The 22,809-nt window shown below is 74.7% G+C and carries 25 protein-coding genes; 16 read left to right on the top strand and 9 right to left on the bottom strand.

Translation table 11 applies throughout. From position 1 onward, the window contains the following. Nucleotides 1-170 precede the first annotated feature (170 nt). Together ACIO9K_RS34965 and ACIO9K_RS34960 are read right to left on the bottom strand one after the other, a co-directional pair. Nucleotides 171-1,049, bottom strand: a complete 879-nt coding sequence (locus tag ACIO9K_RS34965) for a hypothetical protein (protein WP_400335783.1) — start codon at nt 1,047-1,049, stop codon at nt 171-173. Nucleotides 1,050-1,059: 10 nt separating this feature from the next. Next, on the bottom strand, nt 1,060-1,455 hold the full coding sequence (locus tag ACIO9K_RS34960) for a helix-turn-helix domain-containing protein (RefSeq protein ID WP_363626098.1): 396 nt from the start codon (nt 1,453-1,455) through the stop codon (nt 1,060-1,062). A 118-nt stretch (nt 1,456-1,573) separates the two neighbouring features. Here ACIO9K_RS34960 and ACIO9K_RS34955 point away from each other — a divergent pair, with 118 nt between their 5' ends. From ACIO9K_RS34955 to ACIO9K_RS34945, 3 genes are all read left to right on the top strand, one after another. After that, complete coding sequence (locus ACIO9K_RS34955) at nt 1,574-2,212, top strand: NAD(P)-binding domain-containing protein (RefSeq protein ID WP_363626102.1); 639 nt, start codon at nt 1,574-1,576, stop codon at nt 2,210-2,212. 129 nt (nt 2,213-2,341) lie between these two features. Next, nucleotides 2,342-2,653, top strand: coding sequence for a helix-turn-helix transcriptional regulator (locus tag ACIO9K_RS34950; RefSeq protein WP_363588103.1), 312 nt, complete (start codon nt 2,342-2,344; stop codon nt 2,651-2,653). 168 nt (nt 2,654-2,821) lie between these two features. Beyond that, a complete protein-coding gene (locus ACIO9K_RS34945; protein WP_400335779.1) occupies nt 2,822-4,063 on the top strand; it encodes an MFS transporter in 1,242 nt (413 codons plus the stop codon). 164 nt (nt 4,064-4,227) lie between these two features. On the opposite strand, the gene ACIO9K_RS34940 is transcribed toward ACIO9K_RS34945, so the two are convergent. From ACIO9K_RS34940 to ACIO9K_RS34920, 5 genes are all read right to left on the bottom strand, one after another. After that, nucleotides 4,228-4,731 carry a DUF6879 family protein gene (locus ACIO9K_RS34940; RefSeq protein ID WP_400335776.1) on the bottom strand — a complete coding sequence of 168 codons (504 nt, stop codon included), beginning with the start codon at nt 4,729-4,731 and terminating at the stop codon, nt 4,228-4,230. Between the two features lie 112 nt (nt 4,732-4,843). Then, nucleotides 4,844-5,032, bottom strand: coding sequence for a hypothetical protein (locus ACIO9K_RS34935; RefSeq protein WP_363632320.1), 189 nt, complete (start codon nt 5,030-5,032; stop codon nt 4,844-4,846). A gap of 122 nt (nt 5,033-5,154) precedes the next feature. Further along, nucleotides 5,155-5,991, bottom strand: a complete 837-nt coding sequence (locus tag ACIO9K_RS34930; RefSeq protein WP_400335774.1) for a helix-turn-helix domain-containing protein — start codon at nt 5,989-5,991, stop codon at nt 5,155-5,157. Beyond that, nucleotides 5,988-6,743, bottom strand: a complete 756-nt coding sequence (locus ACIO9K_RS34925; protein WP_400335772.1) for a DUF6879 family protein — start codon at nt 6,741-6,743, stop codon at nt 5,988-5,990. The genes ACIO9K_RS34930 and ACIO9K_RS34925 overlap by 4 nt, the downstream gene beginning before the upstream one ends. A gap of 149 nt (nt 6,744-6,892) precedes the next feature. Next, entirely contained in the window at nt 6,893-7,918 is a 1,026-nt protein-coding gene (locus ACIO9K_RS34920; protein ID WP_400335770.1) for a phosphotransferase family protein, read from the bottom strand. Between the two features lie 253 nt (nt 7,919-8,171). Between ACIO9K_RS34920 and ACIO9K_RS34915 the strand changes: the two genes are divergently transcribed. Further along, the gene (locus ACIO9K_RS34915; protein ID WP_363588117.1) at nt 8,172-9,167 is read left to right on the top strand and encodes a zinc-dependent alcohol dehydrogenase family protein; all 996 of its coding nucleotides are present in this window, start codon (nt 8,172-8,174) and stop codon (nt 9,165-9,167) included. Between the two features lie 67 nt (nt 9,168-9,234). Here the strand turns inward: ACIO9K_RS34915 and ACIO9K_RS34910 are convergent, their stop codons facing one another. Both ACIO9K_RS34910 and ACIO9K_RS34905 read right to left on the bottom strand, forming a co-directional pair. Then, complete coding sequence (locus ACIO9K_RS34910; RefSeq protein WP_363588119.1) at nt 9,235-9,582, bottom strand: helix-turn-helix transcriptional regulator; 348 nt, start codon at nt 9,580-9,582, stop codon at nt 9,235-9,237. A 387-nt stretch (nt 9,583-9,969) separates the two neighbouring features. Beyond that, the gene (locus ACIO9K_RS34905) at nt 9,970-10,842 is read right to left on the bottom strand and encodes a bacterial transcriptional activator domain-containing protein (RefSeq protein ID WP_363626094.1); all 873 of its coding nucleotides are present in this window, start codon (nt 10,840-10,842) and stop codon (nt 9,970-9,972) included. Nucleotides 10,843-11,440: 598 nt separating this feature from the next. Between ACIO9K_RS34905 and ACIO9K_RS34900 the strand changes: the two genes are divergently transcribed. The 12 genes from ACIO9K_RS34900 to ACIO9K_RS34845 all read left to right on the top strand — a co-directional run bounded on the left by ACIO9K_RS34900 (nt 11,441) and on the right by ACIO9K_RS34845 (nt 22,701). After that, nucleotides 11,441-12,652 carry an aminotransferase class I/II-fold pyridoxal phosphate-dependent enzyme gene (locus ACIO9K_RS34900; protein WP_363588123.1) on the top strand — a complete coding sequence of 404 codons (1,212 nt, stop codon included), beginning with the start codon at nt 11,441-11,443 and terminating at the stop codon, nt 12,650-12,652. 56 nt (nt 12,653-12,708) lie between these two features. After that, on the top strand, nt 12,709-13,947 hold the full coding sequence (locus tag ACIO9K_RS34895; protein ID WP_363588125.1) for a beta-ketoacyl-[acyl-carrier-protein] synthase family protein: 1,239 nt from the start codon (nt 12,709-12,711) through the stop codon (nt 13,945-13,947). Beyond that, complete coding sequence (locus ACIO9K_RS34890) at nt 13,944-14,837, top strand: MaoC family dehydratase (RefSeq protein WP_400335766.1); 894 nt, start codon at nt 13,944-13,946, stop codon at nt 14,835-14,837. The genes ACIO9K_RS34895 and ACIO9K_RS34890 overlap by 4 nt, the downstream gene beginning before the upstream one ends. Nucleotides 14,838-14,844: 7 nt before the next feature. Next, complete coding sequence (locus ACIO9K_RS34885; RefSeq protein ID WP_363626091.1) at nt 14,845-16,380, top strand: AMP-binding protein; 1,536 nt, start codon at nt 14,845-14,847, stop codon at nt 16,378-16,380. 51 nt (nt 16,381-16,431) lie between these two features. Further along, nucleotides 16,432-16,704 (top strand): acyl carrier protein, encoded by a 273-nt coding sequence (locus ACIO9K_RS34880; protein ID WP_063352985.1) that lies wholly within the window; start codon nt 16,432-16,434, stop codon nt 16,702-16,704. A 3-nt stretch (nt 16,705-16,707) separates the two neighbouring features. After that, nucleotides 16,708-17,739, top strand: coding sequence for a hypothetical protein (locus tag ACIO9K_RS34875; protein WP_363626089.1), 1,032 nt, complete (start codon nt 16,708-16,710; stop codon nt 17,737-17,739). After that, nucleotides 17,732-18,631 carry a tryptophan synthase subunit alpha gene (gene trpA, locus ACIO9K_RS34870; RefSeq protein WP_400335761.1) on the top strand — a complete coding sequence of 300 codons (900 nt, stop codon included), beginning with the start codon at nt 17,732-17,734 and terminating at the stop codon, nt 18,629-18,631. The genes ACIO9K_RS34875 and trpA overlap by 8 nt, the downstream gene beginning before the upstream one ends. A 19-nt stretch (nt 18,632-18,650) precedes the next feature. Then, on the top strand, nt 18,651-19,025 hold the full coding sequence (locus tag ACIO9K_RS34865) for an ectoine synthase (RefSeq protein WP_063352982.1): 375 nt from the start codon (nt 18,651-18,653) through the stop codon (nt 19,023-19,025). Between the two features lie 97 nt (nt 19,026-19,122). Continuing rightward, on the top strand, nt 19,123-20,268 hold the full coding sequence (locus tag ACIO9K_RS34860) for an acyl-CoA dehydrogenase family protein (RefSeq protein ID WP_063352981.1): 1,146 nt from the start codon (nt 19,123-19,125) through the stop codon (nt 20,266-20,268). Then, complete coding sequence (locus ACIO9K_RS34855) at nt 20,265-20,990, top strand: N-(5'-phosphoribosyl)anthranilate isomerase (RefSeq protein ID WP_363588139.1); 726 nt, start codon at nt 20,265-20,267, stop codon at nt 20,988-20,990. The genes ACIO9K_RS34860 and ACIO9K_RS34855 overlap by 4 nt, the downstream gene beginning before the upstream one ends. Then, on the top strand, nt 20,987-21,772 hold the full coding sequence (locus ACIO9K_RS34850; protein WP_400335758.1) for an indole-3-glycerol-phosphate synthase: 786 nt from the start codon (nt 20,987-20,989) through the stop codon (nt 21,770-21,772). The genes ACIO9K_RS34855 and ACIO9K_RS34850 overlap by 4 nt, the downstream gene beginning before the upstream one ends. Beyond that, nucleotides 21,769-22,701 carry an alpha/beta hydrolase gene (locus ACIO9K_RS34845; RefSeq protein ID WP_400335756.1) on the top strand — a complete coding sequence of 311 codons (933 nt, stop codon included), beginning with the start codon at nt 21,769-21,771 and terminating at the stop codon, nt 22,699-22,701. Before ACIO9K_RS34850 ends, ACIO9K_RS34845 begins: the two co-directional genes overlap by 4 nt. The last annotated feature ends 108 nt before the right edge of the window (nt 22,702-22,809 follow it).

Raw genomic sequence — 22,809 nt, 5'->3', positions numbered from 1 at the left:
AAGCTACCTCGCCGGCCTTCACCTCCGCGGCGCAATGATCTGGATCAAGGACCTCACCCGAACCCATTGATCACGACCGAATACGCGGCCTAGTGCCGCGCCTGGGCCGCGAACCCGCCAAGGCCCCTGGCGGGAACGGCCGGTGCCGGGCGGAGCCGGGCGGGTGGGCCTCACGGCATCGGCCATGCGCGGGTGGGCGCGTGGTCGGCCTCGGGGCCGTGCAACTGGGTGGCGAGCAGGCGGCCCGCCGCCGAGGCCAGGCCCTGGCGGTCCGCCACCGGATGCGGGCCGTCCAGCAGGGACATGGTGAGGCGGTAGGTCGACAGGGCCTTGTCCGTCCGGGCCCTGGTCCGTTCCTCGGACGGGGCGCGGGACAGGACCAGGACCGCCGGCTCGCGGTTCTCGGCGATCGCGGCGCCGAGGCGGGCGTGGCCGTCCAGGACCGCATGGCAGTTGAGCCCGCTGAACCACCAGAGCAGGACGGGCGCCAGGACGCCCTCCCGGGCCTGCTTGCGGCAGGCCTTCACCCGGGGGTCGTCGGGCGGTGGCATCCGGCGCAGCGGCATGACCCGCCGGGAGCCGTCGAACCAGTCGACGTAGCCGTCGGGATGGGCGTCGAGCAGCAGGGAGCGCCACTGGCCGCCCGGTCCGCCTGCGGCCGGTGCCGTCCCCTCGCGGGCGAGCCGCGGGGAGAGCACCCACCGTCCCTCGTGGAGCGGGCCGTCGGCGCGGGCGTGCAGGGCGCCGGCGAAGCGGTGCGCCCAGCGGGCGTACCAGGACGGCCCTCCCGGCCCGGCGACCGCGCGCGCCCGGGCGGCCCGCAGCGGGGCGAGGGGGGAGCGGTAGTGGTCCGTGCGGGAGTACTCGACGCCGCAGCGGTCGTCGTCGATCCTGGCGGTGAGCACCACCCGCGGACCCTGTGACAGGACGATCAGGTTCCCGTTGGCCGTCCGCGGCCGCAGCCCCGGCTCGGTGGCAGGGGGGAGCTCCAGGCCCAGGCCGCCCCAGGATCCGCCGTCGGCCGCCGCTGTCAGATTCCTCCGGTGCACCGGAGAAATCCTAGGCCCCGGCGGGCCCCGCGCTCTCGGCCCCGGCGGGCCCCGGGCCTTCGGCGCGGTCCTGGGCCGCCATGACGTCGTCGCCGTGCTCGAACGCCCACGCGCCGAGGGCGCCCACCGGGGTGAGCAGGCTCGCCCCCAGGCCGGTGAGCGCGTACTCGACGCGGGGCGGCGACCCGGGGTGGGCGGTGCGTTCCACCAGGCCGCTGGCCTGCAGGCGGCGCAGGGTCTCGGTCAGCACCTTGGGGCTGATGCCCCCGATCCGCGCGCGCAACTGCCCGGGGCGCTGGGGGTGGTGGCGCAGCGCCCACAGGACGACCGGGTTCCAGGTGTTGGCGAGCAGGTCGAAGGCGAGGCGGGCGGGGCAGTCGGCGAGGAGGTCCTGATCGGTGGTCACGTACCGAATGGTGCCCGAGCCGGTGCCTAGTGTCGTCAGCGCAGTCGACGTCGTCGATGCCGTCGACATCGTCGATGTCGATGTCGTCGGCGTGTTCGGGAGAAGGGGAGCGGGGATCGTGAGGATCGGGATCATCGGCACCGGCGCCATGGCCGGTGCGCTGGGCGGGCAGTGGGTGCGCGCGGGCCACGACGTGCTGGTGGGCGGGCGCGACGGCGCCCGGGCCGCGGCCCTGGCCGGGCGGATCGGTGCCCGGGCCGGGGGCGTGCGGGAGGCGGCCGGGCACGGGGCGGACGCCGTCCTGCTCGCCGTGCCCCACGCGGCGGCGGCCGGTGTGGCCGCCGCCCTGGCCGGCGTCCTGCGCGGGCGCACGCTGGTGGACTGCACCAACCCGGTGGCCCCGGGTTTCGTCCTGGCCACCGGCGCCGGGCCCTCGGCGGCCGAGCGCATCGCGGCGGGCGCGCCCGGGGCGCACGTGGTCAAGGCGTTCAACCTGTGCCACGAGAGCGTGTGGCGCCTGAGCCCGCCGGTGTTCGACGGGCGTCCGCTGGCCGTCCCGCTGTGCGGGGACGAGCCGGGCGCGCTGGAGACGGTGCGGCGCCTGGTGCGGGACGTGGGCTGCGAGCCGGTGGGCGGCGGGGGGCTGGAGCGGGCCGGGCTGCTGGAGGCGACCGCCGCGTTCCTGATCGGCCTGTGGGTGGGCGAGGGCGTGGACGCCCAGGCGATCGCCCCGCCCCTGGCCCACGCCGGCCCGTAGGCCCGCAGGCCGCCGGGGCGGCGGGCATGCGGGCCGCCCCCGCCTCGTCCGGCCCGGGTTGACACGCTTCTTCACATCTAGAATATTGGATACGTCATCTGGTCGAGGGTCGGGCGAAGGGAGCACGCGGTGGATCCGCTGGCCGTCCACAAGGCGCTCGCCAACCCGGCGCGGGCGGACTTCCTGCGCTGGCTCAAGACGCCCGAGCGCTACTTCGACGAGGACTACTACCGCGAACGCGGCGTGGGCTTCCACATCGGCGTGTGCGTGACGGACATCCGGGAGAAGTCCGGGCTCGCCCAGTCCGTGGTCTCCGGCTACCTGCAGATCCTGCGCGACGCCGGACTGCTGGTGTCCGAACGCGTCGGCAAGTGGACCTTCTACCGCCGCGACGAGGCGACGATCGCCGCGTTCGCCGCCTACGCCCGCGACGAACTCTGACGCCCCGCCCCCTCAGGGGCGCACCCCACCGCCCCCGCCGGGGCGGCCCGGGCTGCGCCCTTCCTTTTCGCCCCATTCCATCTAACTATCTAGATTTGTAGCCCCATGTGCGGGGGGCGGGTGCCGTGCGCCCGCACACCCCGCGCGCCGGGCGGACGGAGGCAGCACATGCGAAAGACCGGCCCCGCCGTCCTGACACTCTCCCTGGGAGTGTTCGGGATCATCACCACCGAGATGGGCGTCGTCGGCGTCCTGCCCCGCATCTCCGAGGACCTCGGCGTCACACCCTCCGCCGCCGGCTGGCTGGTGGGCGTCTTCGCCCTCGTGGTCGCCGCCACCGGACCGTTCGGCACCCTGCTGGCCTCCGGCCTGCGCCGCAAGGCCGTCCTGGCGGGCGCACTGGCCGTCTTCGCGCTCTCCAACGCCGTGTACGCGCTCACCGACGACTTCGCCGTGATGTTCGCCTTCCGGATCCTGCCCGCGCTCTTCCACCCCGTCTTCTTCGCCGTCGCCCTCACCACCGCCGCCAACCTGGTCCCCGAACACCGCGCCACCCGGGCGGCCACCACCGTCTTCGCCGGCGTCACCGTCGGCTTCGCCTTCGGCGTGCCGCTCACCTCCTACCTCGCCGAACACGCGGGCCTGGCCGCCGCGTTCTGGTTCGGCGCCGGCGTCAACCTGCTGGCCTGCCTGGGCGTCCTGCTCCTCCTGCCCACCACCCCCGCCGCGCCCACCACGCCTACCGCGCCCGCCGGCCGGCGCCCCTCCTACCGGGGCCAGCTGGCCATCCTGCGCCGGGGCCGGCTGTGGCTGTCGGTCCTGGCCGTCGTGTGCGTGTTCGCCGCGATGTTCTCCGTCTACGGCTACTTCGCCGAATACCTGGAACGCGTCACCGGCCTGAGCGCCTCCCTGGTGGGCGCCGCGCTGATGGCCTTCGGGATCGTCATGGTCCTCGGCAACCTCCTCTTCGGCCGCCTCCTGGAACGCGACCTCCCGCGCACCGTCACCGCCTTCCCCGCCCTCTACGTCCTCCTCTACGCCCTGCTCTACGCGATCGGCCCCTGGCCCGCGCCGATGACCGCCGGCGTCCTGCTCTGGGGCGCGGTGCACTCCGGCGGACTCGTCGTCAGCCAGAGCTGGCTGGCCCGCGACGCCCAGGACGCACCCGAGTTCGGCAACAGCCTGTTCATCTCCTTCTCCAACCTGGGCATCACCGCCGGCAGCGCGGTCGGCGGCCTCGTCGTCTCCACCGCCGGCGCCCGCCACCTGCCCTGGGCCGGAGCCGGCTTCGCCCTCGCCGCCCTGGCCGCCGTCCTGCTGCGCCGCCGCCTGGGCCCCGCCACCCCGGCGACCCCCACCGCCCCTGCGGCGCAGGGCGCGCCCGCCCCCGCCCGGGCCGCCACCGGCTGACGGCGCCCGTATCAATCCAGGCAGGCCAAGGCACCCGCCACCAGTGAGCGCGCTGCCGCGCCCCGCACCGCCCCCGCGAGAGGCGGTCGAAGGCCCGGGCGTACAGATCGACCTGGCCTGGCCTGGCCTGGCTGGGCGAGGGGTGAGGGTGGAGGCGGCCCTCGTCAGATTCCGAACAGGTGGTGCGGGACCGCGTGCTCCCAGACCGCTTCGAACGCGGTGGCGCACAGCTTCACGGTCTGCGGGTCCGCCGTGATCTCGTCCTCGACCACCGCGCCGTCACCGGAGAAGTGGTGCACCCGAAGCAGCGCGCCGTCGGACAGCCAGAAGTCGTTGCCCGGCAGGGGGATGCCCGTGGCCCGTCGCCGGGGCAGCCAGCGGACCTCCTCACCCGCCGTGACGTTGGCGTGGGTGACGTAGTGCTCCCACCGGATGTACGCGGACACGGGCTCGGAGACGACCCGGGCCCGGCGCACGGCCACACCCCGGGCCACCGTGTCCGTGATCAGCTGGTCGTAGGGATGCCACCAGGACCCGCGGTCCTGCCAGTCGATCCGCTCGCCGCGCCGCCACGCCTCGAACCGCTCCGTCGGGGCGTAGGAGTCCCGCAGCTCCAGATGGACGGCGGAGCGCCGGCACCGCCCGAGCAGCTCGGCGAAGTCGGGCACGCCCGACGCCGCTCGCGTTCCTCCGGGGACAGCTCGGTCGGCCGGACCGCTCGTCGGGGTCCGGCGGGGCCGCTCCGCCTCCCGGCGGCCGGGGCCCCCTGCGGTGCCGCGCTCACGTGTCCAGGGCTTTGCGGATCAGGGTGGCGAGCACGGCGGCCTCGGCCTCCTTGAGGTGTCCCAGGGCCACCCAGGAGAAGCTGGATCCCGCGAACACGTCCGGGCCACCACGGACGAGGGCGGAGATCCCGGCAGCGCGCAGCGCTTCCCGCAGATCGTTCGCCGCCGACTCCTCGGCGCTCACCCGTTCCGACTGTCCAGTCGGCTCAAGACCCGACATGTGCCACTCCCTTGACCGATGGGGTTCCGTCACCACGAAGGTAGGGGCGGCGGCAGGAACCGGGCGGAGGTGATTCCCGGTGATTCTCACAGCAGCGACCGGCGGGCCCGGGAAATCACCCGATGGGCTGACGGGCCGTAGACGGCGCTCTCCGCCAGGGCCTCCCACGCCCGGACGTGAAGCGCGACGTCTGCCGGATCGTCCAACCACATCTCCGCGTGCCAGGACTCGGTGATGACCAACGCGCCGTCGTGGATGGAGAATCCGACTCCCGCGGGCACTCTGAGATCGGCATCGAACGGCACGATCCCGAGCCGGACGTTCCCACGTGCCAGCCAGGGGGCCAGGCACTCCAGCTGGTCCGCCAGTACGGCCGGCGGGCAGAGCCGGGAGACGAGGGCGCCTTCCCACACCAGGAAGTGGAACGACCGCGACCGGTCGTTGAGAACCCTCTGGCGTTCCATGCGGGTCACCGCCGCGGCCTCGACGTCGCGGATCGACGGATGGACCCTGGTGTACCGGGTGAGGACCGCTCGCGCGTACTCGGCGGTCTGGAGCAGGCCGGGAACCAGGGTCGGGTCGAATGACCGACGGTCGCCGGTCTTCTTCCCCTGCGCGGCGTGCGCCTCCTGCACCGGCCGGACACCGCCGGCGAGTTGGCGCCGCCACGACCGGTACTGGGTCTCCACCGTCCGCAGCCGGCCCACCAGTTCGGCGGCGGCGTCGGGCCGGCCGACGGCCTCGGCCCAGGCGACCACATCGGCCCTGGTGGGCGACTGCCTGCCGTTCTCCAGCTTGCTGACCTTGGACTGGGGCCAGCCCAGCCGCACGGCCAAGGCGCGTCCGGACAACCCGCACTCGGTGCGCAGTTCACGCATCCGGGCACCAAGAGCAGACCGTGCCTGCTGATAGTCGGTGCTCACATGCCGGAAGGTACCTGAGCCCGGAACCGCGCGTAGGGCCTCGCGTGGTGCCAGGCGGCATCACGCACCTGGCAGGCACGGAGGACTTCCAGCGGGTCGGTGACCAACTCCATTCCCACGGTGCGCTCCCCCTCGAAGTGGAAGCGCGCGACCGTGCGGGAGTCGAAGAGCCAGAAGTCCGTCAGCCCGGCCAGCCCGGCCGCCTCGGCCTCCGAGCGCCACATGCACCGGATGTCCTCACCGGCCGCCACGTTGGTCCGGGCGCACGCCAGCAGGTACCGCTGCCCCTCGGTCGGCGGATCGTCCACCAGACGCACCCGCTCGAACCTCTTGCCCTTGCCGACCATGCGGCGCACGTTCTCGAACCAGGGGTGCCCGACCTCCCCGGCGCTGTCCCCCGTCCGAAGGAACTCGGCGTAGGAGGGCGTCTGCTTGTCGGAGAGGTATCCCGCCCTTGTCTCCAACCGCCACGCGGTGTGCTCGAACCCGTCGTTGATGAACTCGGTGATCCGCTGCTGCGGTACGAACTCCGGCACCGGCGTCGACTCCTTCGGAGCGAACCGCACCAGCAGTTCGCGGGGCACGACTACGAAGCCCTCATCGTCCTTCACGTGCATGAGTTGCGCCACGTCCTCGGGGTCCGTCACGGCGTACCCCTGCACGACCACCTCGCCGGTGTCCACGTCCTCGTACAGCGTCGGGCAGTCGCCGACACCCGAGGTGCTACCGATGACACGCAGCCGCCTTGCCATAGCTGTTCCTCTCGACGGCAGACAGGAAGGTCCTCCCATGATCGGCCTCAACCGGCGCTCCGGAAGGGGCGATTCTCGATGATTCTCCTGACGATCCGACGCGGGCGCGGTGACGGCCGGATGCCGGGGAACCGGGGAGCCGGCGGCGCTCAGGCGTACCGGTCGAGCAGCGCCTCCAGGAAGTCCTCCAGGCGCCGGCCCAGCAGGGCCGGCGTCAGGTCGCCGCGCCCCAGCTCCCGCCACGGCACGGCGACCTTCTCCGCGTCCGGCGCGAACGCCAGCGCGTCCAGCAGCCGCCAGTACAGGTGCGCGCCCCGGTCCGCCTCCAGCGTGCCGCCGGCCGCCAGGTAGCGGGCGGCGAAGTCCAGGCCGGTGTCCACGCCGTGCAGCAGGGCCAGGGCGGTGGAGCAGTGGGCCACGTCCAGGTCGGCCGGGCCCCAGGAGGTCTCCACCCAGTCCACGACCCCGCTGACGGCCAGCTCGGCGCCCTGCCCGGTGAACAGCACGTTGCCGGGGTGGAAGTCGCGGTGCAGGAAGCACGGCCGGTACGCGGGCGCCTCGCGGCGGATCACGTCCACCGCCCGCCGCCACACCCCGGGACGCGCCGTGGCCCCGGGTACCCGCACCCGCTCCGGGGCCGTCCACGCCTCGAAGGCGCGGGGGCGCTCGCCCGGCGCCACCGCGAGGGCGTGCACGGCGGCCAGCTGACCGGCCAGCAGGTCCGCGCGGCGCTCCACGTCGCCGTCCTGCGCCACCCGCACGCCGCCCGGCAGCAGCGACATCACCAGCGACGGGTGGTCGCAGAACTCGCCCGCCGCGTCCAGGGCGTGCAGCCGCGCCGCCGGCACGCCGCCGTCCGCGAGCAGCCGCAGCACGCCGGCCTCGCGGGTCAGCAGGGCGGGCGCGTGGCGCAGGTAGAACGGCTTGACGAACGAGCGCAGTACCAGCCCGTACCCGCCCCCGCCCGAACCCGGGCCCTCGCCCGCACCCTCTTCCGGGCTGACGTCCAGGCGCCGCATCCGCGACGTCCAGCCGCCGCGCAGGCCGGCCACCGACCGCACCCGGTGGCCCGCAGGGAGGCCCTGCTCCACCCACCGCAGCGTGGCGGCCCAGTCCCGGCCCGGGGGCCCGTACGGCTCGTGCGGCGGCTCGTGCGGCGGTGCGAAGGCGTCCATCCGCCGAAGGATACGAACACCGCCCGCCCGCCGCCATGCCGGGTTCCCACCCGCCCCCGCAGCCCCCGCGGCCCCGGGGCTGGCGCTGGTCTGACGCTGGTCTGGCGCGGGGTCAACTCACCGGCAACGCGCGCCGACCGCCCCCTATTCCGAGACCGGTCGAAGTTTGACAGTTTCCCGCGCACCGGGTTACGTAAGTGGCCGCACCGCACGCCGCACCGCCACCGGCCCGCCGCAGCAGGGGAGTTACGCCATGTCCAGGACCGTCGTCTTCGACCGCACCGGAGGGCCGGAGGTCCTGACCGTGCGAGCCGCCGCCGTACCCGTGCCCGGCCCCGGCGAACTGCTCATCCGCGTCACCGCGATCGGCCTCAACCGCGCCGAGGCCCTCTTCCGCGCCGGCACCTACCTCGACGAGCCCAGGCTGCCCGCCACCCCCGGCTACGAGGCCGCCGGTACCGTGGAAGCCCTCGGCGAGGGCGTCACCGGCTTCGCCGCCGGCGACCGGGTCGACACCGTCCCGGCCTTCTCCCAGAACGACTACGGCGTCTACCGCACCCACGCCCTCGTGCCCGCCCGCGCCGTCGTCCACCACCCGGCCGGCCTCACCGACGTCCAGGGCACGGCCGTGTGGATGCCCTACCTGACCGCCTACGGCGCCCTCGCCGAGGACGGCCACCTGCGCCCCGGCGACCACGTCCTGCTCACCGCCGCCGCCTCCGGCACCGGCCTGGCCGCCATCCGCACCGCCCGCCGCCTGGGCGCCGTCCCCATCGCCACCACCCGCACCCGCGCCAAGAAGCAGCAACTCCTGGACGCCGGCGCCGCCGACGTCGTCATCACCGGAGAGGAGGACCTGGTGGCCCGCGTGGACGCCATCACCGCCGGCACCGGCGTGCGCACCGTCTTCGACCCCGTCGCCGGCCCCGGCGTCCTCACCCTCGCCCGCACCATCGCCCCCGGCGGACGCCTGATCGTCTACGGCCGCCTCGACCCCCGCGACACCCCCCTGCCCGGTCAGGACACCTTCGCCCCCGTCACCAGCCGCTTCTACTCCATGCACGAGGTGACCCGCGACGACGAACGGCTGCGCCGCGCACAGGCCTTCGTCACCGCCGGGCTCGCGGACGGCTCCTTCACCCCCGCCGTCGACCGGGTCTTCGAGGGCCTCGACCGGATCGCCGAGGCCCACCGCTACCTGGAGGCCGGCACCCAGGTCGGCAAGATCGTCCTCACCGTCCAGAACTGACCCCGCCGGGGCCGAGCTTTCCGGAACCGGCCCGCCCCGCGGCCGCCGGCCGCGAGCGGGCCGGCCGTCAGGGCGCCGCGCGGGCCTCGGCGTCGGCGGCGGCGACCACCGCCGACAGCAGGCCCGGGAAACGGCCCTCCAGCTCCTCGGCGCGCAGCGAGTTCATCTTGGTGGTGCCGACGTAGTACTGGTGCAGCAGTCCGGCCTGGCGCAGCACGTTGAAGTGGTGCGTCGAGGTGGAGCGGGAGACCGGAAGGTCAAAGGAGCCGCAGCTCAGCGCGGCGCCCGCGTGGGCCAGCCGGCGCACCACCGATCTGCGGGCAGGGTCCGCGAGTGCCTCCAACACCTGCTGGACGCTGAGGTCCTCCACACCAGGGTGCACGATCACCCGCGCCGCCACGCGTGCCCGTCCCACACCCACCACCCCTTCCCAACGCTCGACCCCCGTCCCGGTTCGGTAAAAGCCGCGCGGCGTGCGCGACTTCGCGCCTCGACGCTACTACGAGCGCGCCGTGCGCCACGCCCACCGCAACACCTCCGCAACACGCGCGCGCCCGCCCCGGCGTGCCCGCGACCCCCGCGCCCCCGCCCGCCCCCGCCCGCCCCCGTGCGCGCACGCGGGCGGGCGGCCCCCCGAAGCCGGGGGCCGCCCGCCACGACGACAGGCCGTCAAGCCGCGCGCGCACCGACAGGCCGTCGAACCGCGCGCACCGCCGATCCCGCCAGGCCGCGCGCCCACCGACAGGCCGTCAGGCCGCGCGCACCGACAGTCCCGTCAAGCCGCGCGCCCACCGACAGGCCGTCAGGCCGCGCGCACCGGCGGCCCGGCCGGGCGCGCCAGCCGGGCCAGGGCCAGCGGCTCGAAGATCCCCATCAGCACCGGGTCCACCGGCCGCACCACCGCCGCAGCGGGCGCGACGGGAGCGGGGGAGCGCAGCAGCGCCAGGTAGAGCTCCTGGGTCTCGGCGGCCGGGTCGATGCCCAGCTCCTCCGCCAGCACCTGGCGCAGCTGCTGGTAACAGCGCAGCGCCTCGGCCCGGTTGCCGGCCGCGGCCAGCGCCTCCATCCGGCAGCGGTAGGCGCTCTCGCGGAACGGGGCGCGGCGCACCGCCTCGTCGGCCCAGCGCAGCGCGTGGTGCTCCTCGCCCAGCGCCGAGGCCGACAGGCTCGCCGTCTCCAGCGCGGACATCCGCAGCTCCTCCACGTGCTCGCGCACCCCGCCCGCCCACTCGCCCTCGTGGTCGGGCAGGAACGCGCCGCGCAGATTGGCGATCGCACCCGCGGCCAGCTGCTGCGCCACCGCGTAGGAGCGGGCCGCGTACGCCTCCCCGGCCTCCCCGACCGCGCTGGCGGCGGCCTCCAGGTCCACCGCCGCGTCCGCGGGCAGCCGCAGGACGTAGCGCCCGCCCTGGGCGATCAGCGGAGTGGCGCCCGGGCCCTGGCCGGGGGCGGCGACGAAGGCCCGCACCCGCGAGACCACGCTGCGCAGCGCGGAGGCCCAGGTGTCGGGCAGGCCGTCGGGCCAGATGGTGTCGGCCAGCTGGTCGCGGCTGGTGCCGGCGGAGCGCTCCAGGACCAGGCGGGCGAACGCCACCTGGGCCTGGGCGCTGGACAGGTGCTGCGGGGCGCCGTGGTCGTGCTCGATCGTCACAAGTCCTGTCAGGCGGATCAGCATGAGAATTCCCCCGATCTGCCGGACGGACTGTCTTCCCGGAAGCCGTTCAACGTGCTCCAACCCCCTTGAGCCAAAGCGGAGCCGACGGCCCGTGACGCCGGGCCGACGGCGTGGGAAACCTGGACCGGAAATTCCGCCGACCAGCCGTTCGGTTTCGGCGGATTTCGACCATACATTCGGCGCATCACACGGTGTCAACACTGGTCGACAAAACATACCCACCAGCCGGTCCATGCGTCGTGGACGCAGGGTTTCTGCACGTCAGAGCGTTACCGCAGGCCGGGAACACGGCTATTGCGGACGCCTTGCGCATCCTGCCGTAGAAATGTAGTCATCCTTGAGCACCCCGCGTGAAGGCTTCGAGAAACACCACCCCACCCCCTGCGCCGGGCACCACCCGTAAAAGCCCCGGGACTATCCCGGGAGGAAACCCCAGCACCACCACCCGCCCCCGCGCCGGGAAATACCGAAAACAATCCGGAACAAGCCGACGACGAACCGCCGACCAGCCGACGGACAACCGGCGGCAAACCGACGGCAAACCGCACGGCAAAACCGCCGCGCGCCCGCCGCGCCCCGCCGAGAAGGAGACCCGCACGTGAACGCCACCGGAGCATGGGACCGCCTGGAGCCGAAGCTCGCCGCCACCCTGGACCGCGTGGCCGCGCTGGAGTCCGACCCCTCACGCCGCAACAGCTTCGTCGCCTACACCATGGAACGCGACAGCGCCTACTGCGACCTGGACGGCGAGCGCCTGCTCATGATGTCCGGCTACAGCTACCTGGGCCTGGCCGGCGACGAACGCGTGGTGGCCGCCGCCAAGGCCGCCGTCGACGTCTACGGCACCGGCAACCACGGCGTGCGCGCCCTGGCCGGCACCATCCCGCTGCACGAGGAACTGGAAGCCGAGGTCGCCCGCTTCGCCCGCCGCGAACGCGCCCAGGTCTTCGGCTCCGGCTACGCCGCCAACGTCGGCACCGTCGGCGCCCTGGTCGGCCAGGGCGACACCGTCCTGATCGACAAGTACGACCACGCCAGCATCGTCGACGGCTGCCGCCTCTCCGGCGCCACCGTCACCCGCTTCCGCCACAACGACGTCGACCACCTGGAACGCCGCCTCAAGGCCGCCTCCCCGACCGGCGTGCGCCTGGTCATCGTCGACAGCGTCTACTCCATGGACGGCGACATCGCCCCGCTGCCCGAACTGCGCGCGGTCTGCGACGCCCACGACGCCCTCCTGATGGTCGACGAGGCCCACGCCCTGGGCGTCATCGGAGAAACCGGCGGCGGCATCGAGGAGCACTTCGGCTACCGCCACCGCGTCGACATCAAACTCGGCACCCTCTCCAAGGCCATCCCCTCCATGGGCGGCTGGGTCGCCGGCAGCCACGAACTGATCGGCCACCTGCGCTACGCCGCCCGCCCGTTCCTGTTCTCCGCCGCCCTCGGCCCCGCCCAGACCGGCGCCGCCCTGGAGTCCCTGCGGATCCTGCGCCGCGAACCCGAACGCGTCACCCACATCCAGGTCCAGGCCCAGCGCCTGCGCCGGCGCCTCAACGACGCCGGCATCTCCACCATGGACTCCGCCACCGCCGTCCTGCCCGTCATCGCCGGCTCCGACGACGCCGCCTACGACTACGCCACCGCCTGCCGCAAGGCCGGCGTCATCGGCCTGCCCGTCGTCACCCCCGCCGTGCCCAACGACCTGGCCCGGCTGCGGATCGCCGTCACCGCCCGCCACACCGCCGCCGACATCGACTTCGCCGCCGACGCCTTCCTGACCGCCGCCGCCCAGACCGGCCTCATCTGACCCGGACGGCGCCACCAAGGAAGGCCCGGCCCCCAACGCCCGGAAAGGACAAGACCATGGCAGCCCGCCCCACCCGGCCCCCCATCGCCGTCACCGGCCTGGGCGTCGTCAGCCCCGCCGGCCACACCCCGGCCGCGTTCTGGCACACCGTCAGCACCGGCACCCCCACCGCCACCGCCCTCACCGACCCCGCCCTGGCCCGCCACCGGGTCCGCCTGGGCTGCCGCGTCACCGACCTGCCCGACAACGGCCCCGTCCCCGCCAAGGACGCCCGCCGCCTCGACCCCTTCGCCCACTACGGCACCCTCGCCGCCCTCGCCGCCCACCAGGACGCCGGCGCCCCCGAACCCGACCCCGGCCGCAGCGCCATCGTCGTCGGCAACGCCGTCGGCGGACGCACCACCAGCGACCGCGAATCCGCCCTCTTCACCACCGCCGGACCCCTGCGCGTCAGCCCCCTGATGCCCCTGGTCACCATGCCCAACGCCGCCGCCGCCCAGATCGCCATGCGCCTGGCCTGGACCGGCCCCGCCCTGACCATCGCCACCACCTGCGCCTCCAGCGCCGACGCCATCGGCCACGCCGCCCTCCTCCTGGAAACCGGCCGCGCCGACATCGTCATCGCCGGCGGCTGCGAAGCCACCCTCACCCCCGTCACCCTCGCCGCGTTCGGCAACCTCGGCGCCCACTCCCAGCGCAACGACGACCCCACCCGCGCCAGCCGCCCCTTCGACACCGACCGCGACGGCTTCGTCATGGGCGAAGGCGCCGGCTTCCTCGTCCTCGAACGCCTCGCCGACGCCCGCGCCCGCCACCGCACCCCCTACGCCCTCCTCGCCGGCTACGGCTCCAGCGCCGACGCCTACCACCTCTCCAACCCCCGCCCCGACGGCGCCGGCGCCGTCGCCGCCATGCGCGCCGCCCTCACCGACGCCGGCCTCACCCCCGCCGACATCGCCCACGTCAACGCCCACGGCACCTCCACCGTGCACAACGACCGCGCCGAAGCCGCCGCGCTGCGCACCGTCTTCGGCCCGCACGGCGTGCCCGTCACCTCCACCAAGGGCTCCATCGGCCACCTCATCGGCGCCGCCGGCGCCGTCGAGCTGATCGCCGCCGTGCAGGCCATGAACAGCCGCCTCGCCCCTCCCACCGCCAACCACGAGCACACCGAACAGGGCCTGGACCTCGACGTCGTCCACGGCACCGCCCGCCCCATCCGCCCCGGCGCGGCCCTGTCCAACTCGTTCGGCTTCGGCGGCCACAACTCGACCCTGGTGGTGACCCCGCTATGACCACGACCACACCCACGACCACACCCGCGACCACACCCGCGACCACACCCGCGACCGGGCCCGCGACGACGCCCGCCCACCGCACCGCCCGCACCCGCACCACCGTGACCGCCGACGCCCTGGCCGCCTACCGCACCGCCGCCCGCACCGGCCTGCCCCCCGCCCCGGACACCGCCGCCGCCCCCGCCCACCCCTTCGTCCTCGCCCACACCCTCGCCCAGCACACCGTCACCACCCTGACCACGGGCGATACCGGCTTCACCGGCGTGGTCCACCTCGCCCAGGAGATCCACACCCACCACCCCCTCACCGCCGGCACCCACGTCGACATCGACGTCACCGTCACCGCCGCCCGCCGCGAAGCCCGCGGCACCCGCCTGGCCCTCACCACCCACCTCACCGACGGCACCCGCACCCTGGCCCAACTGGCCACCTCCGCCCTGCTGGTCGGCGCCACCACCATCGAACCCTTCGGCACCCTCACCCCCGCCGCCCACCCCGGCACCACCCCCGACACCGAACCCCTCACCCTCACCCACACCCTCACCCCCGCCGACGTCACCGCCTACGCCCACGCCGCCGGCGACCTCAACCCCCTGCACCTCGACGACGACGCCGCCCGCGCCGCCGGATTCCCCGCCGCCATCGCCCACGGCATGCACCTGGTCGCCCTCGCCACCGAGGAGATCACCGACCGCCACGCCGACGGCGACCCCACCCGCCTCACCGCCCTGGGCGCCCGCTTCGCCGCCCCCACCACCCCCGGCACCCCGCTGCGCCTGACCCTGCAGCCCTACGACCGGGGCACGGTGGTGCGCTTCACCGTCGCCACCCAGGACGGCACCGCCGTCAAGGCCGGCTGGGCCGCCCTCACCCCGGCGGGGGAGTGAGACCCCGATGACCACACCCGCCGAACCCACCACGCCCGCCGAACCCACCGCACCCGCCGCGCAGGCCCCGCCGCCGCTGTCGCTGCCCGACGCGTTCACCGCCCACGCCCGCACCCGGCCCGACGCCGTCGCCCTCCTGTGGCACGAACGCGCCGTCACCTACCGCGAACTCGCCGAAACCGCCGAACGCGAACGGCTGCGCCTGCACACGCTGGACCTCGCCCCCGGCGAACCGGTGGGCCTGCCCGCCGCCAAGTCCCCCGAGCAGATCGCCCTCGTCCTGGCCTGCCTGATCGAGCGCCGCCCCTTCCTGCTGCCCTCCCCCCAGCTGGCCCCCGCCCTGCTCGCGGCCCTGTTCGCCCAGGCCGGCGCCCGCCACCTGCTCGCCCCCCTCGGCCAGGACACCCCCGCCCTGCCCGCCCTGGCCCGCCCCGCCCCCGTGCCCACCCTCGCCGCCGGCACCTCCTTCCTGCTCACCACCTCCGGCTCCACCGACCTGCCCAAGATCGTCCCCCTCGCGCAGGCCGCCGTCGACCGCTTCACCGCCTGGGCCCACGACACCTTCGACCTCGGGCCCGGCCGCGTCGTCGCCAACTACGCCCCCCTCAACTTCGACCTGTGCCTGCTGGACGTGTGGGCCACCCTCGCCGCCGGCGGCACCGTCCTGCTCATCGACCCCGCCCACGCGCTCAACGCCCGCCACCTGCTCGCCCAGCTCACCCGCCACCGCCCGCACGTCCTCCAGGCCGTCCCCCTCGCCTACGCCCTCCTCGCCCAGGCCGCCGCCCAGACGGCAGGCCCGGCGGTGCTGGACAGCGTCGAGCACGCCGCGTTCACCGGCGACGCCATCGACGCCCGCACCCTGGCCGCACTGCCCGCCCTGCTGCCCGGCGCCGCGCTCTACAACATCTACGGCTGCACCGAGACCAACGACAGCTTCCTGCACCGCCTGGACCGCCTGGACGCCACCGCCGCCCTGCCGGTGCCCATCGGCACCCCCCTGCCCGGGGTGCGCACCCTGCTCGCCGCCCCCGACGGCACCCCCGTCACCGGCCCCGGCCGCGGCGAACTGTACGTCTCCACACCCTTCCAGGCCGCCGGCTACCTGGACCGCTCCCGCGACGCCGGCCGCTTCACCACCCAGCCCGAGGGCGCCGGCCCCGGACGGCGCTGGTTCCGCACCGGGGACCTGGCCGTCCGCGACGAACACGGCCGCCTGCACCTGACCGGACGCGCCGACTTCCAGGTCAAGGTCCGCGGCGTCGCCGTCAACACCGCCGAGGTCGAACGCGTCCTGCTCGCCCACCCCGAGGTCCGCGAGGCCGCCGTCGCCGCCGCCCCGGACCCGCTGACCGGCAAACGCCTGCACGCCGCCGTCCAGCGCGCCGCCGGCTCCGCCCTCAACAGCCTCACCCTGCGCGAGCACCTGGCCCGCAACCTGCCGCGCGCCGCCGTGCCCGAACGCCTGGCCATCCACGACACCCCGCTGCCCAAGACCGCCACCGGCAAAGTCGACCGCAAGGCCGTCCTGCCCACCGCCTGACCACACCACCACACCCACCAAACCCCAATACACCCAAGGGAGTTGCGAGCCATGAGCAACATCGCCCAGATCAAGCGGTTCCTCATCGAGGAGTTCCTGCCCGACGTCACCCCCGAGCAACTCGCCGACGACCACGACCTGCTCTCCGACGGCGTCATCGACAGCCTGGGCGTCCTCAAGCTCATCGCCTGGGTCGAGGACCACTTCGCCCTGCCCGTCGACGACACCGACCTCGACCCCAACAACTTCCGCTCCGTCACCGCCATCGACGCCTTCATCACCCAGCGCCGCGCCGTCCCGGCCAGCGCCGTGGCAGGCGGCTGACCCGTGCACCCGGCCCTCACCGCCCTGCTCGCCGGGCACGACGTCGACCTGGACACCTGGCGCTCGTGGTGGGACCAGCTGGAGCAGCGCCCCCCGGGCCCGGCCCGCGACAGCGACCGGGCCCAGGCCGCGGCCCTGCTGGCCGCCCTCACCACCCGCCTGCCCGCCCCCGACACCCTCGCCGCCTTCACCACCTCCCTGACCGAACGCAGCCCCCACCCCGGCCCCGCCCACCCCGCCAGCGTCAACATCGTCGGCACCGGCGGCGGCCCGGCCACCTTCAACCTCTCCACCGCCGCCGCCCTGACCGCCGCCGCCATGGGCGTACCCGTCGTCAAGACCGGCTCCCGCGCCTACACCAGCAGCGCCGGCTCCATCGACCTGCTGGAACGCCTGGGCATCACCCTCACCTCCTCCCACACCGCCACCGCCGACCACCTCGCCCGCCACGGCATCGCCTTCGCCGGCCCCCACGTCTACCCGCCCGCCCTCACCCGCCTGGCCCGCCTCCTGTTCCCACTCACCCTCAAACCCTTCGGCCGCCTCCTCAACACCCTCGGCCCGCTGCTCGCCACCGTGCCCGTCACCGCCCAGCTCACCGGCGCCAGCGCCGCCACCGACCTGCCCGCCCTGCGCCACCTCGCCCCCCGCACCCCCGGACGCGCCGTGTGGCTGGCCACCAACACCGCCGGCGCCGACGAACTCCTGCCCTTCGCCGACAACACCCTGCACACCCCCGACACCACCATCCACCTGCCCGCCGGCTCCATCGCCCCCGCCGACGGCACCCTGGCCGACCTCGCCCCCCACCCCGAGGACCTCACCGGCCACTTCCTGCAAGCCCTCGCCGGCCGCGCCGGCCCCACCGCCACCCACACCATCGCCCTCAACGCCGCCGCCCTCGCCCTCGCCTCGGGCCGCCACACCCACTGGCACACCGCCCACACCGCCGCCCTGGACGCCCTAGCCGACGGCGCCCCCCGCGCCCTGGCCACCCGCCTGCGCACCGACCACAAGGCCCCCGCCCATGCCTGACACCACGTTCTTCGCCGCCCGCGCCGACGGCCGCCCGCACCTGGCCCTGTTCCTCAACGCCGGAGACCCGCCCGCCCGCCTGACCGACCTGGCCCTCGTCCTGGACGAGGAAGGCGTCGACGTCCTCGAACTCGCCGTCCCCTTCCCCAACTCGCCCACCGACGGCCCCGTCATCCGCCGCTCCGCCGACCGGGCCCTGGCCGCCGGCACCACCCTGGACACCGTCCTGGACGAACTCGCCACCCTGCGGCCCCAGTTGAAGAACCTGAAGATCGCGCTGCTCGCCGACTGGAGCCACAGCCTGCGCGCCGCCGACCCCGCCACCTGCGCCCGCGCCATCGCCCGGGCCGGCGCCGACGCCCTGCTCGTCCACGCCCTGCCGCCCCGCCTGCGCCCCGCCTGGCGCCAGGCCCTGCGCGAGGCGTCCCTGCCGCAGGTCGCCACCTGCTACCCGACCTCCACCCCCGAGGTCCTCACCGCCGCCGCCCGCGACGCCCACGGCGCCTACGTCTACCTCGTCGCCCACTACGGCCGCTCCGGCACCAGCCCCGCGCAAGGCCACCACACCCTGGCCGCCACCGTCGCCGCCCTGCGCGCCGCCGCCCCCGCCACCCCGGTCGCCATCGGATTCGGCGTCAAAAGCGCCGCCGACCTGGACGCGGTCGCCGCCGCCGGAGCCGACGCCGCGATCGTCGGCTCCGCCGCCGTCGCCCGCATCGAGACCGCCCTCACCGAGGGCCGCGACGCCGCACAGGCGCTGCGCGCCCTCCTCCACGACCTCCGCCCGCCCGGGCCACCCCAGCCCGCCACGGCCGGACGCACCACCAGCACCACCACCACGAGCACCACCGCCACGCGCACCACCCCCGGCACCACCACCCCCGCCCGCTGACACGAAAGGCAGAACCAGCATGCTGATCCGCGACCTTGACGACGTCCAGACCGTCGAGTGGGGCAACGGCCTGTCCCGCCGCTTCCTGGTGGCCGGCGACAACCTCGGCTACACCCTCACCGACACCATCGTCAACGCCGGCACCAAGTCCCGCCTGGAGTACCGCAACCACCTGGAGGCGTGCTACTGCATCGCCGGCTCCGGCGAGGTCATCGCCATGGACGGCACCTCCCACCCCATCACCCCCGGCCGCCTCTACGCCCTCGACCAGCACGACGCCCACTACCTGGTCGCCAGCCCCCACGAGGACCTGCGCCTGGTCTGCGTCTTCTCCCCGGCCCTGCGCGGCGACGAGGTCCACCAGCTCGACGCCTCCTCCTCCTCCGCCTACTAGGCGAAGACCCTCCCCTTCGAGTCACGCGCCGGCGCCCCGCGCGCCGGCCTGCCACCCCGGGCCCCGCACGCGGGCCCGGGAGGAAGGCGGCACGTCCATGATCCGCTGGAACGCCGACCAGCACGCCCTGCGCGAGGGCCTGGCCCGCTTCGGCGACGACCTGAGCGCCGGCCACATCGAAGGCGACGAACAGGCCGCCTTCTCCCACGACAAGTGGCGCCTCGTCCAGAAGACCGGAATCCTGTCCCTGCCCTTCGAGGAACGCTACGGCGGGCTGGGCCAGTCCCTGCTCACCACCATGTACGTCCTGGAGGGCCTGGGACAGACCTGCCGCGACGGCGGCCTCAACTTCTCCGTCACCACCTCCCTCGCCTCCACCGGCGTCCCCCTCCAGGCCTTCGGCTCACCCGCTCTCAAAGAGGCCTACCTGCCGCGCATCGCCTCCGGCGAGGCCATCGGCGCCCACGCCATCACCGAGTCCGAGGGCGGCTCGGACGCCATGCAGATGCGCACCCGCGCGATCCGCGACGGCGACCACTTCGTCCTCAACGGCGCCAAGACCTTCGTCAGCAACGGCCCCGTCGCCGACGTCATCGTCGTCTACGCCCGCACCCACCCCCAGGGCGGGGCGCTCGGCGTCACCGCGTTCCTCCTGGACCGCGACATGCCCGGCATCAGCACCGGAAACCCCATCAAGAAGATGGGCCTGCGCACCTCGCCGCTGTCCGAGGTCTACCTCGACGACGTCAAGGTGCCCGCCTCCCGGGTCCTGGGCCGCGTCGGCGGCGGCTTCCTCGTCCTGGACCACGTCATGAAACGCGAGATCCTCTACTCCTTCATCGTCAACACCGGCGAGATGCAGCACCGCCTGGCCCGCTGCCTCGACTACGCCAAGACCCGCATGTCCTTCGGCAAGCCCATCGGCTCCTACCAGTCGGTCGCCAACAAGATCGTCGACACCAAGATCCGCCTGGAGACCGCCCGCAAGTGGCTCTACGACACGGCCCAGCGCCTGGAGGCCGGCGAGAACGTCACCGTCGACATGGCGATCGCCAAACTCCTCACCAGCGAATCCAACCTCGCCACCTCGCTGGCCGCCGTCCAGGTCTTCGGCGGCAACGGCTACATGTCCGAGTACGGGCTGGAGAAGGACGTGCGCAACGCCGTCGCCGGCACCATCTACTCCGGCAGCAACGAGATCCAGTACAACCGCATCGCCGCCATGCTCGGACTCGGCAAATGACCGCCCCCGCCCCGCCCCGCCCGCTGCCGCCCGCGCGGCCCCGCCACCTCAAGGTGTGCGGGGCCCGCACCCGCGCCGACCTCACCCTCCTCGCCGAATCCGGCCCCACCCTGGTGGGCCTGTGGCACGGCGTGCCCGGCGGCCCCGCCGAACTCTCCGAACAGCACCTGGCCCACCTCGCCGCCACCGCCATCCGCCTGGGCCTGGAACCCGTCCTGGTCACCTTCCTCGACGACGCCGACCAACTCGCCCGCCTCGCCCGCGCCACCGGCATCCGCTGGATCCAGCTCCACGCCTACCAGAGCCCCGCCCTCGTCACCGAACTGCGCCACCGCCTGCCCTACGCCGTCCTCGTCAAAGTCCTCCACCTCTCCCGCGGCCGCTGCCTGGAACGCCCCTTCATCGGCGCCTTCGAACGCGCCGGCTGCGACCTGTTCCTGCTGGACACCGTCACCGACGACGGCCGCGTCGGCTCCACCGGCCACCCCCTGGCCCCCGCCGACGTCCACACCCTGCTGCCCCGCCTCACCATCCCCTTCCTCCTCGCCGGCGGCCTGAACGCCGCCAACCGCGACACCTACCGCACCGTCACCGACCACCCCCTGTACGCCGGCGCCGACATCGACACCGCCGCCCGCAACCGGGCCGGCGACTTCACCCACGAAGCCGTCACCGCCCTCGCCCACGCCTGGCACCCCCGCCCCAAGGAGGCCTACGTATGAGCGCCCCGCGGTTCCTCGACGCCCTGCTGGCCGCGAGCCGCCCCCTGATCATGGAGGTCAAACTCCGCGACCCGCACGGCACCGACCTGCTGGGCCCGCGCACCGTCACCGACCTCGTCACCCGCTACGAACAGGCCGGCGCGCCCTGCCTGTCCGTGGTCACCGGCCGCTGGTTCGGCGGCACCCCCCGCCTGCTGCGCGAGGTCACCGCCGCCACCGACCTGCCCGTCCTCCAGAAGGACTTCCTCACTCGCCCCGCCCAACTGGAGGCCGCCGCCGCCCTCGGCGCCTCCGCCGTCCTGCTCACCGCCGCCCTGCTGCCCGCCACCTCCCTGCACCGCCTGGTCACCACCGCCCTCGCCCTGGGCCTGACCCCGTTCGTCGAGATCACCGGCGAACACGAACTCGCCCACCTGCCCCGGCCCGAACACTGCGTCATCGCCGTCAACAACAAGGACATCCGCACCCGCGAACGCGACCGCGGCGACCTCGGACGCAGCCTGCGCCTGCTGCCCGCCCTGCACGCCACCGGCACCCGCGCCCCCGTCTCCGCCTCCGCCATCACCGAACCCGCCGACGCCGCGCGCCTCCTGGACGCCGGCTACGCCGGACTGCTCATCGGCACCACCCTGATGCGCCAGAGCGACCTCACCGGCTGGCTCGCCGACCTCGACACCGCCCGCGCCGGGGCCGCTGACAGGGCCGCCACCACCGCCCGCGCCACCACCGCCCGCGCCGGAGCCGTCCGCGCCGGGGCCGTCCGCGCCGGGGCCGCCGTATGAACCCCCGCCCGAACCCGCGGCCCAACCCCCGGCTCGCCACCCGCTCCCTCGTCCTGGACGCCGGCGGCATCCCCGTCTCCGCGCTCGTCGCCGAACCCCAGGACCGCGCCCCCAAGGCCGTCCTCCTCGCCATCCACGGCCGCGGCATGCGCGCCGCCTACTTCGCCGGCCCCGCCCACCCCGACACCAGCCTGCTCACCCTGGCCGCCGACCTCGGCTACACCGTCCTGGCCCTGGACCGCCCCGGCCACGGCGCCTCCGCCCACCGCCTGCCCGACGGACAGCTCATCGCCGACCAGGCCGCCACCCTGCACGCCGCCCTCACCGACTACGCCCGCGCCCACCCCGTCGGCGCCGGCGTCCAACTCCTCGCCCACTCCTTCGGCGGCAAGATCGCCCTCCACCTCGCCGCCCACTGGCCCGCCGACCCCCGCCTGCCCCTGCTCGGCGCCGACATCTCCGGCCTCGCCCAGCACTACGCCCCCGGCGCGTGGGAGCGGCCCGACGACCTCGCCGGCGGCGGCCGCCTCAACTGGGGTCCCCTCAACCTCTACCCGCCCGGCACCTTCCACGCCGCCCGCACCCTGCTCACCCCCGTCCCCGCCCTCGAATCCCGCGAACTGGCCACCTGGCCCGCCCGCTACAGCGCCCTGGCCGCCCGCGTACACGTGCCCGTGCGCCTCACCCTCGCCGACCACGAGGCCTGGTGGCGCCTGGAGCCCTCCCACCGCACCGCCCTCACCGCCGCCTTCCCCCCGGGCCTGGCCCACCTCGTCACCGCCCACCGCGCCGGCCACAACCTCTCCCTGGGCCACGCCGCCCGCCCCTACCACCTGCGCGCCCTCGCCTTCACCGACGAGTGCCTCACCCGCCCCCGGCCCCAGCCCGCCACTGCCGCCCCCGAGCCGCTCCTGGCCGCCGCCGGCTGACCGGGCGGGACGTCAACGACTTCCTCGGCCAGATGCCCCCCGGCAGCCTCCCCGCCGCCTCCCCGGGCCCGGAGACGGGTGTCGGCACGTCCGCGTCGGTGCAGGTCA

Source organism: Kitasatospora sp. NPDC087271 (genome assembly GCF_044744605.1).
In the GTDB taxonomy this organism is placed as follows: Bacteria; Actinomycetota; Actinomycetes; order Streptomycetales; family Streptomycetaceae; genus Kitasatospora.
Note: the sequence above shows the minus strand (reverse complement) of the source record. Positions and strands in the feature narration are given on the sequence as shown.

Bases quoted from the DNA above. Each gene is read 5' to 3' on its own strand.
- ACIO9K_RS34880 (WP_063352985.1), top strand. From the start codon at position 16,432: ATGAGCAACATCGCCCAGATCAAGCGGTTCCTCATCGAGGAGTTCCTG.
- ACIO9K_RS34915 (WP_363588117.1), top strand. From the start codon at position 8,172: ATGTCCAGGACCGTCGTCTTCGACCGCACCGGAGGGCCGGAGGTCCTG.
- trpA (WP_400335761.1), top strand. From the start codon at position 17,732: ATGCCTGACACCACGTTCTTCGCCGCCCGCGCCGACGGCCGCCCGCAC.
- ACIO9K_RS34865 (WP_063352982.1), top strand. From the start codon at position 18,651: ATGCTGATCCGCGACCTTGACGACGTCCAGACCGTCGAGTGGGGCAAC.
- ACIO9K_RS34895 (WP_363588125.1), top strand. From the start codon at position 12,709: ATGGCAGCCCGCCCCACCCGGCCCCCCATCGCCGTCACCGGCCTGGGC.
- ACIO9K_RS34890 (WP_400335766.1), top strand. From the start codon at position 13,944: ATGACCACGACCACACCCACGACCACACCCGCGACCACACCCGCGACC.
- ACIO9K_RS34845 (WP_400335756.1), top strand. From the start codon at position 21,769: ATGAACCCCCGCCCGAACCCGCGGCCCAACCCCCGGCTCGCCACCCGC.
- ACIO9K_RS34850 (WP_400335758.1), top strand. From the start codon at position 20,987: ATGAGCGCCCCGCGGTTCCTCGACGCCCTGCTGGCCGCGAGCCGCCCC.
- ACIO9K_RS34945 (WP_400335779.1), top strand. From the start codon at position 2,822: ATGCGAAAGACCGGCCCCGCCGTCCTGACACTCTCCCTGGGAGTGTTC.
- ACIO9K_RS34860 (WP_063352981.1), top strand. From the start codon at position 19,123: ATGATCCGCTGGAACGCCGACCAGCACGCCCTGCGCGAGGGCCTGGCC.
- ACIO9K_RS34855 (WP_363588139.1), top strand. From the start codon at position 20,265: ATGACCGCCCCCGCCCCGCCCCGCCCGCTGCCGCCCGCGCGGCCCCGC.
- ACIO9K_RS34885 (WP_363626091.1), top strand. From the start codon at position 14,845: ATGACCACACCCGCCGAACCCACCACGCCCGCCGAACCCACCGCACCC.
- ACIO9K_RS34905 (WP_363626094.1), bottom strand. From the start codon at position 10,842: ATGCTGATCCGCCTGACAGGACTTGTGACGATCGAGCACGACCACGGC.
- ACIO9K_RS34920 (WP_400335770.1), bottom strand. From the start codon at position 7,918: ATGGACGCCTTCGCACCGCCGCACGAGCCGCCGCACGAGCCGTACGGG.
- ACIO9K_RS34925 (WP_400335772.1), bottom strand. From the start codon at position 6,743: ATGGCAAGGCGGCTGCGTGTCATCGGTAGCACCTCGGGTGTCGGCGAC.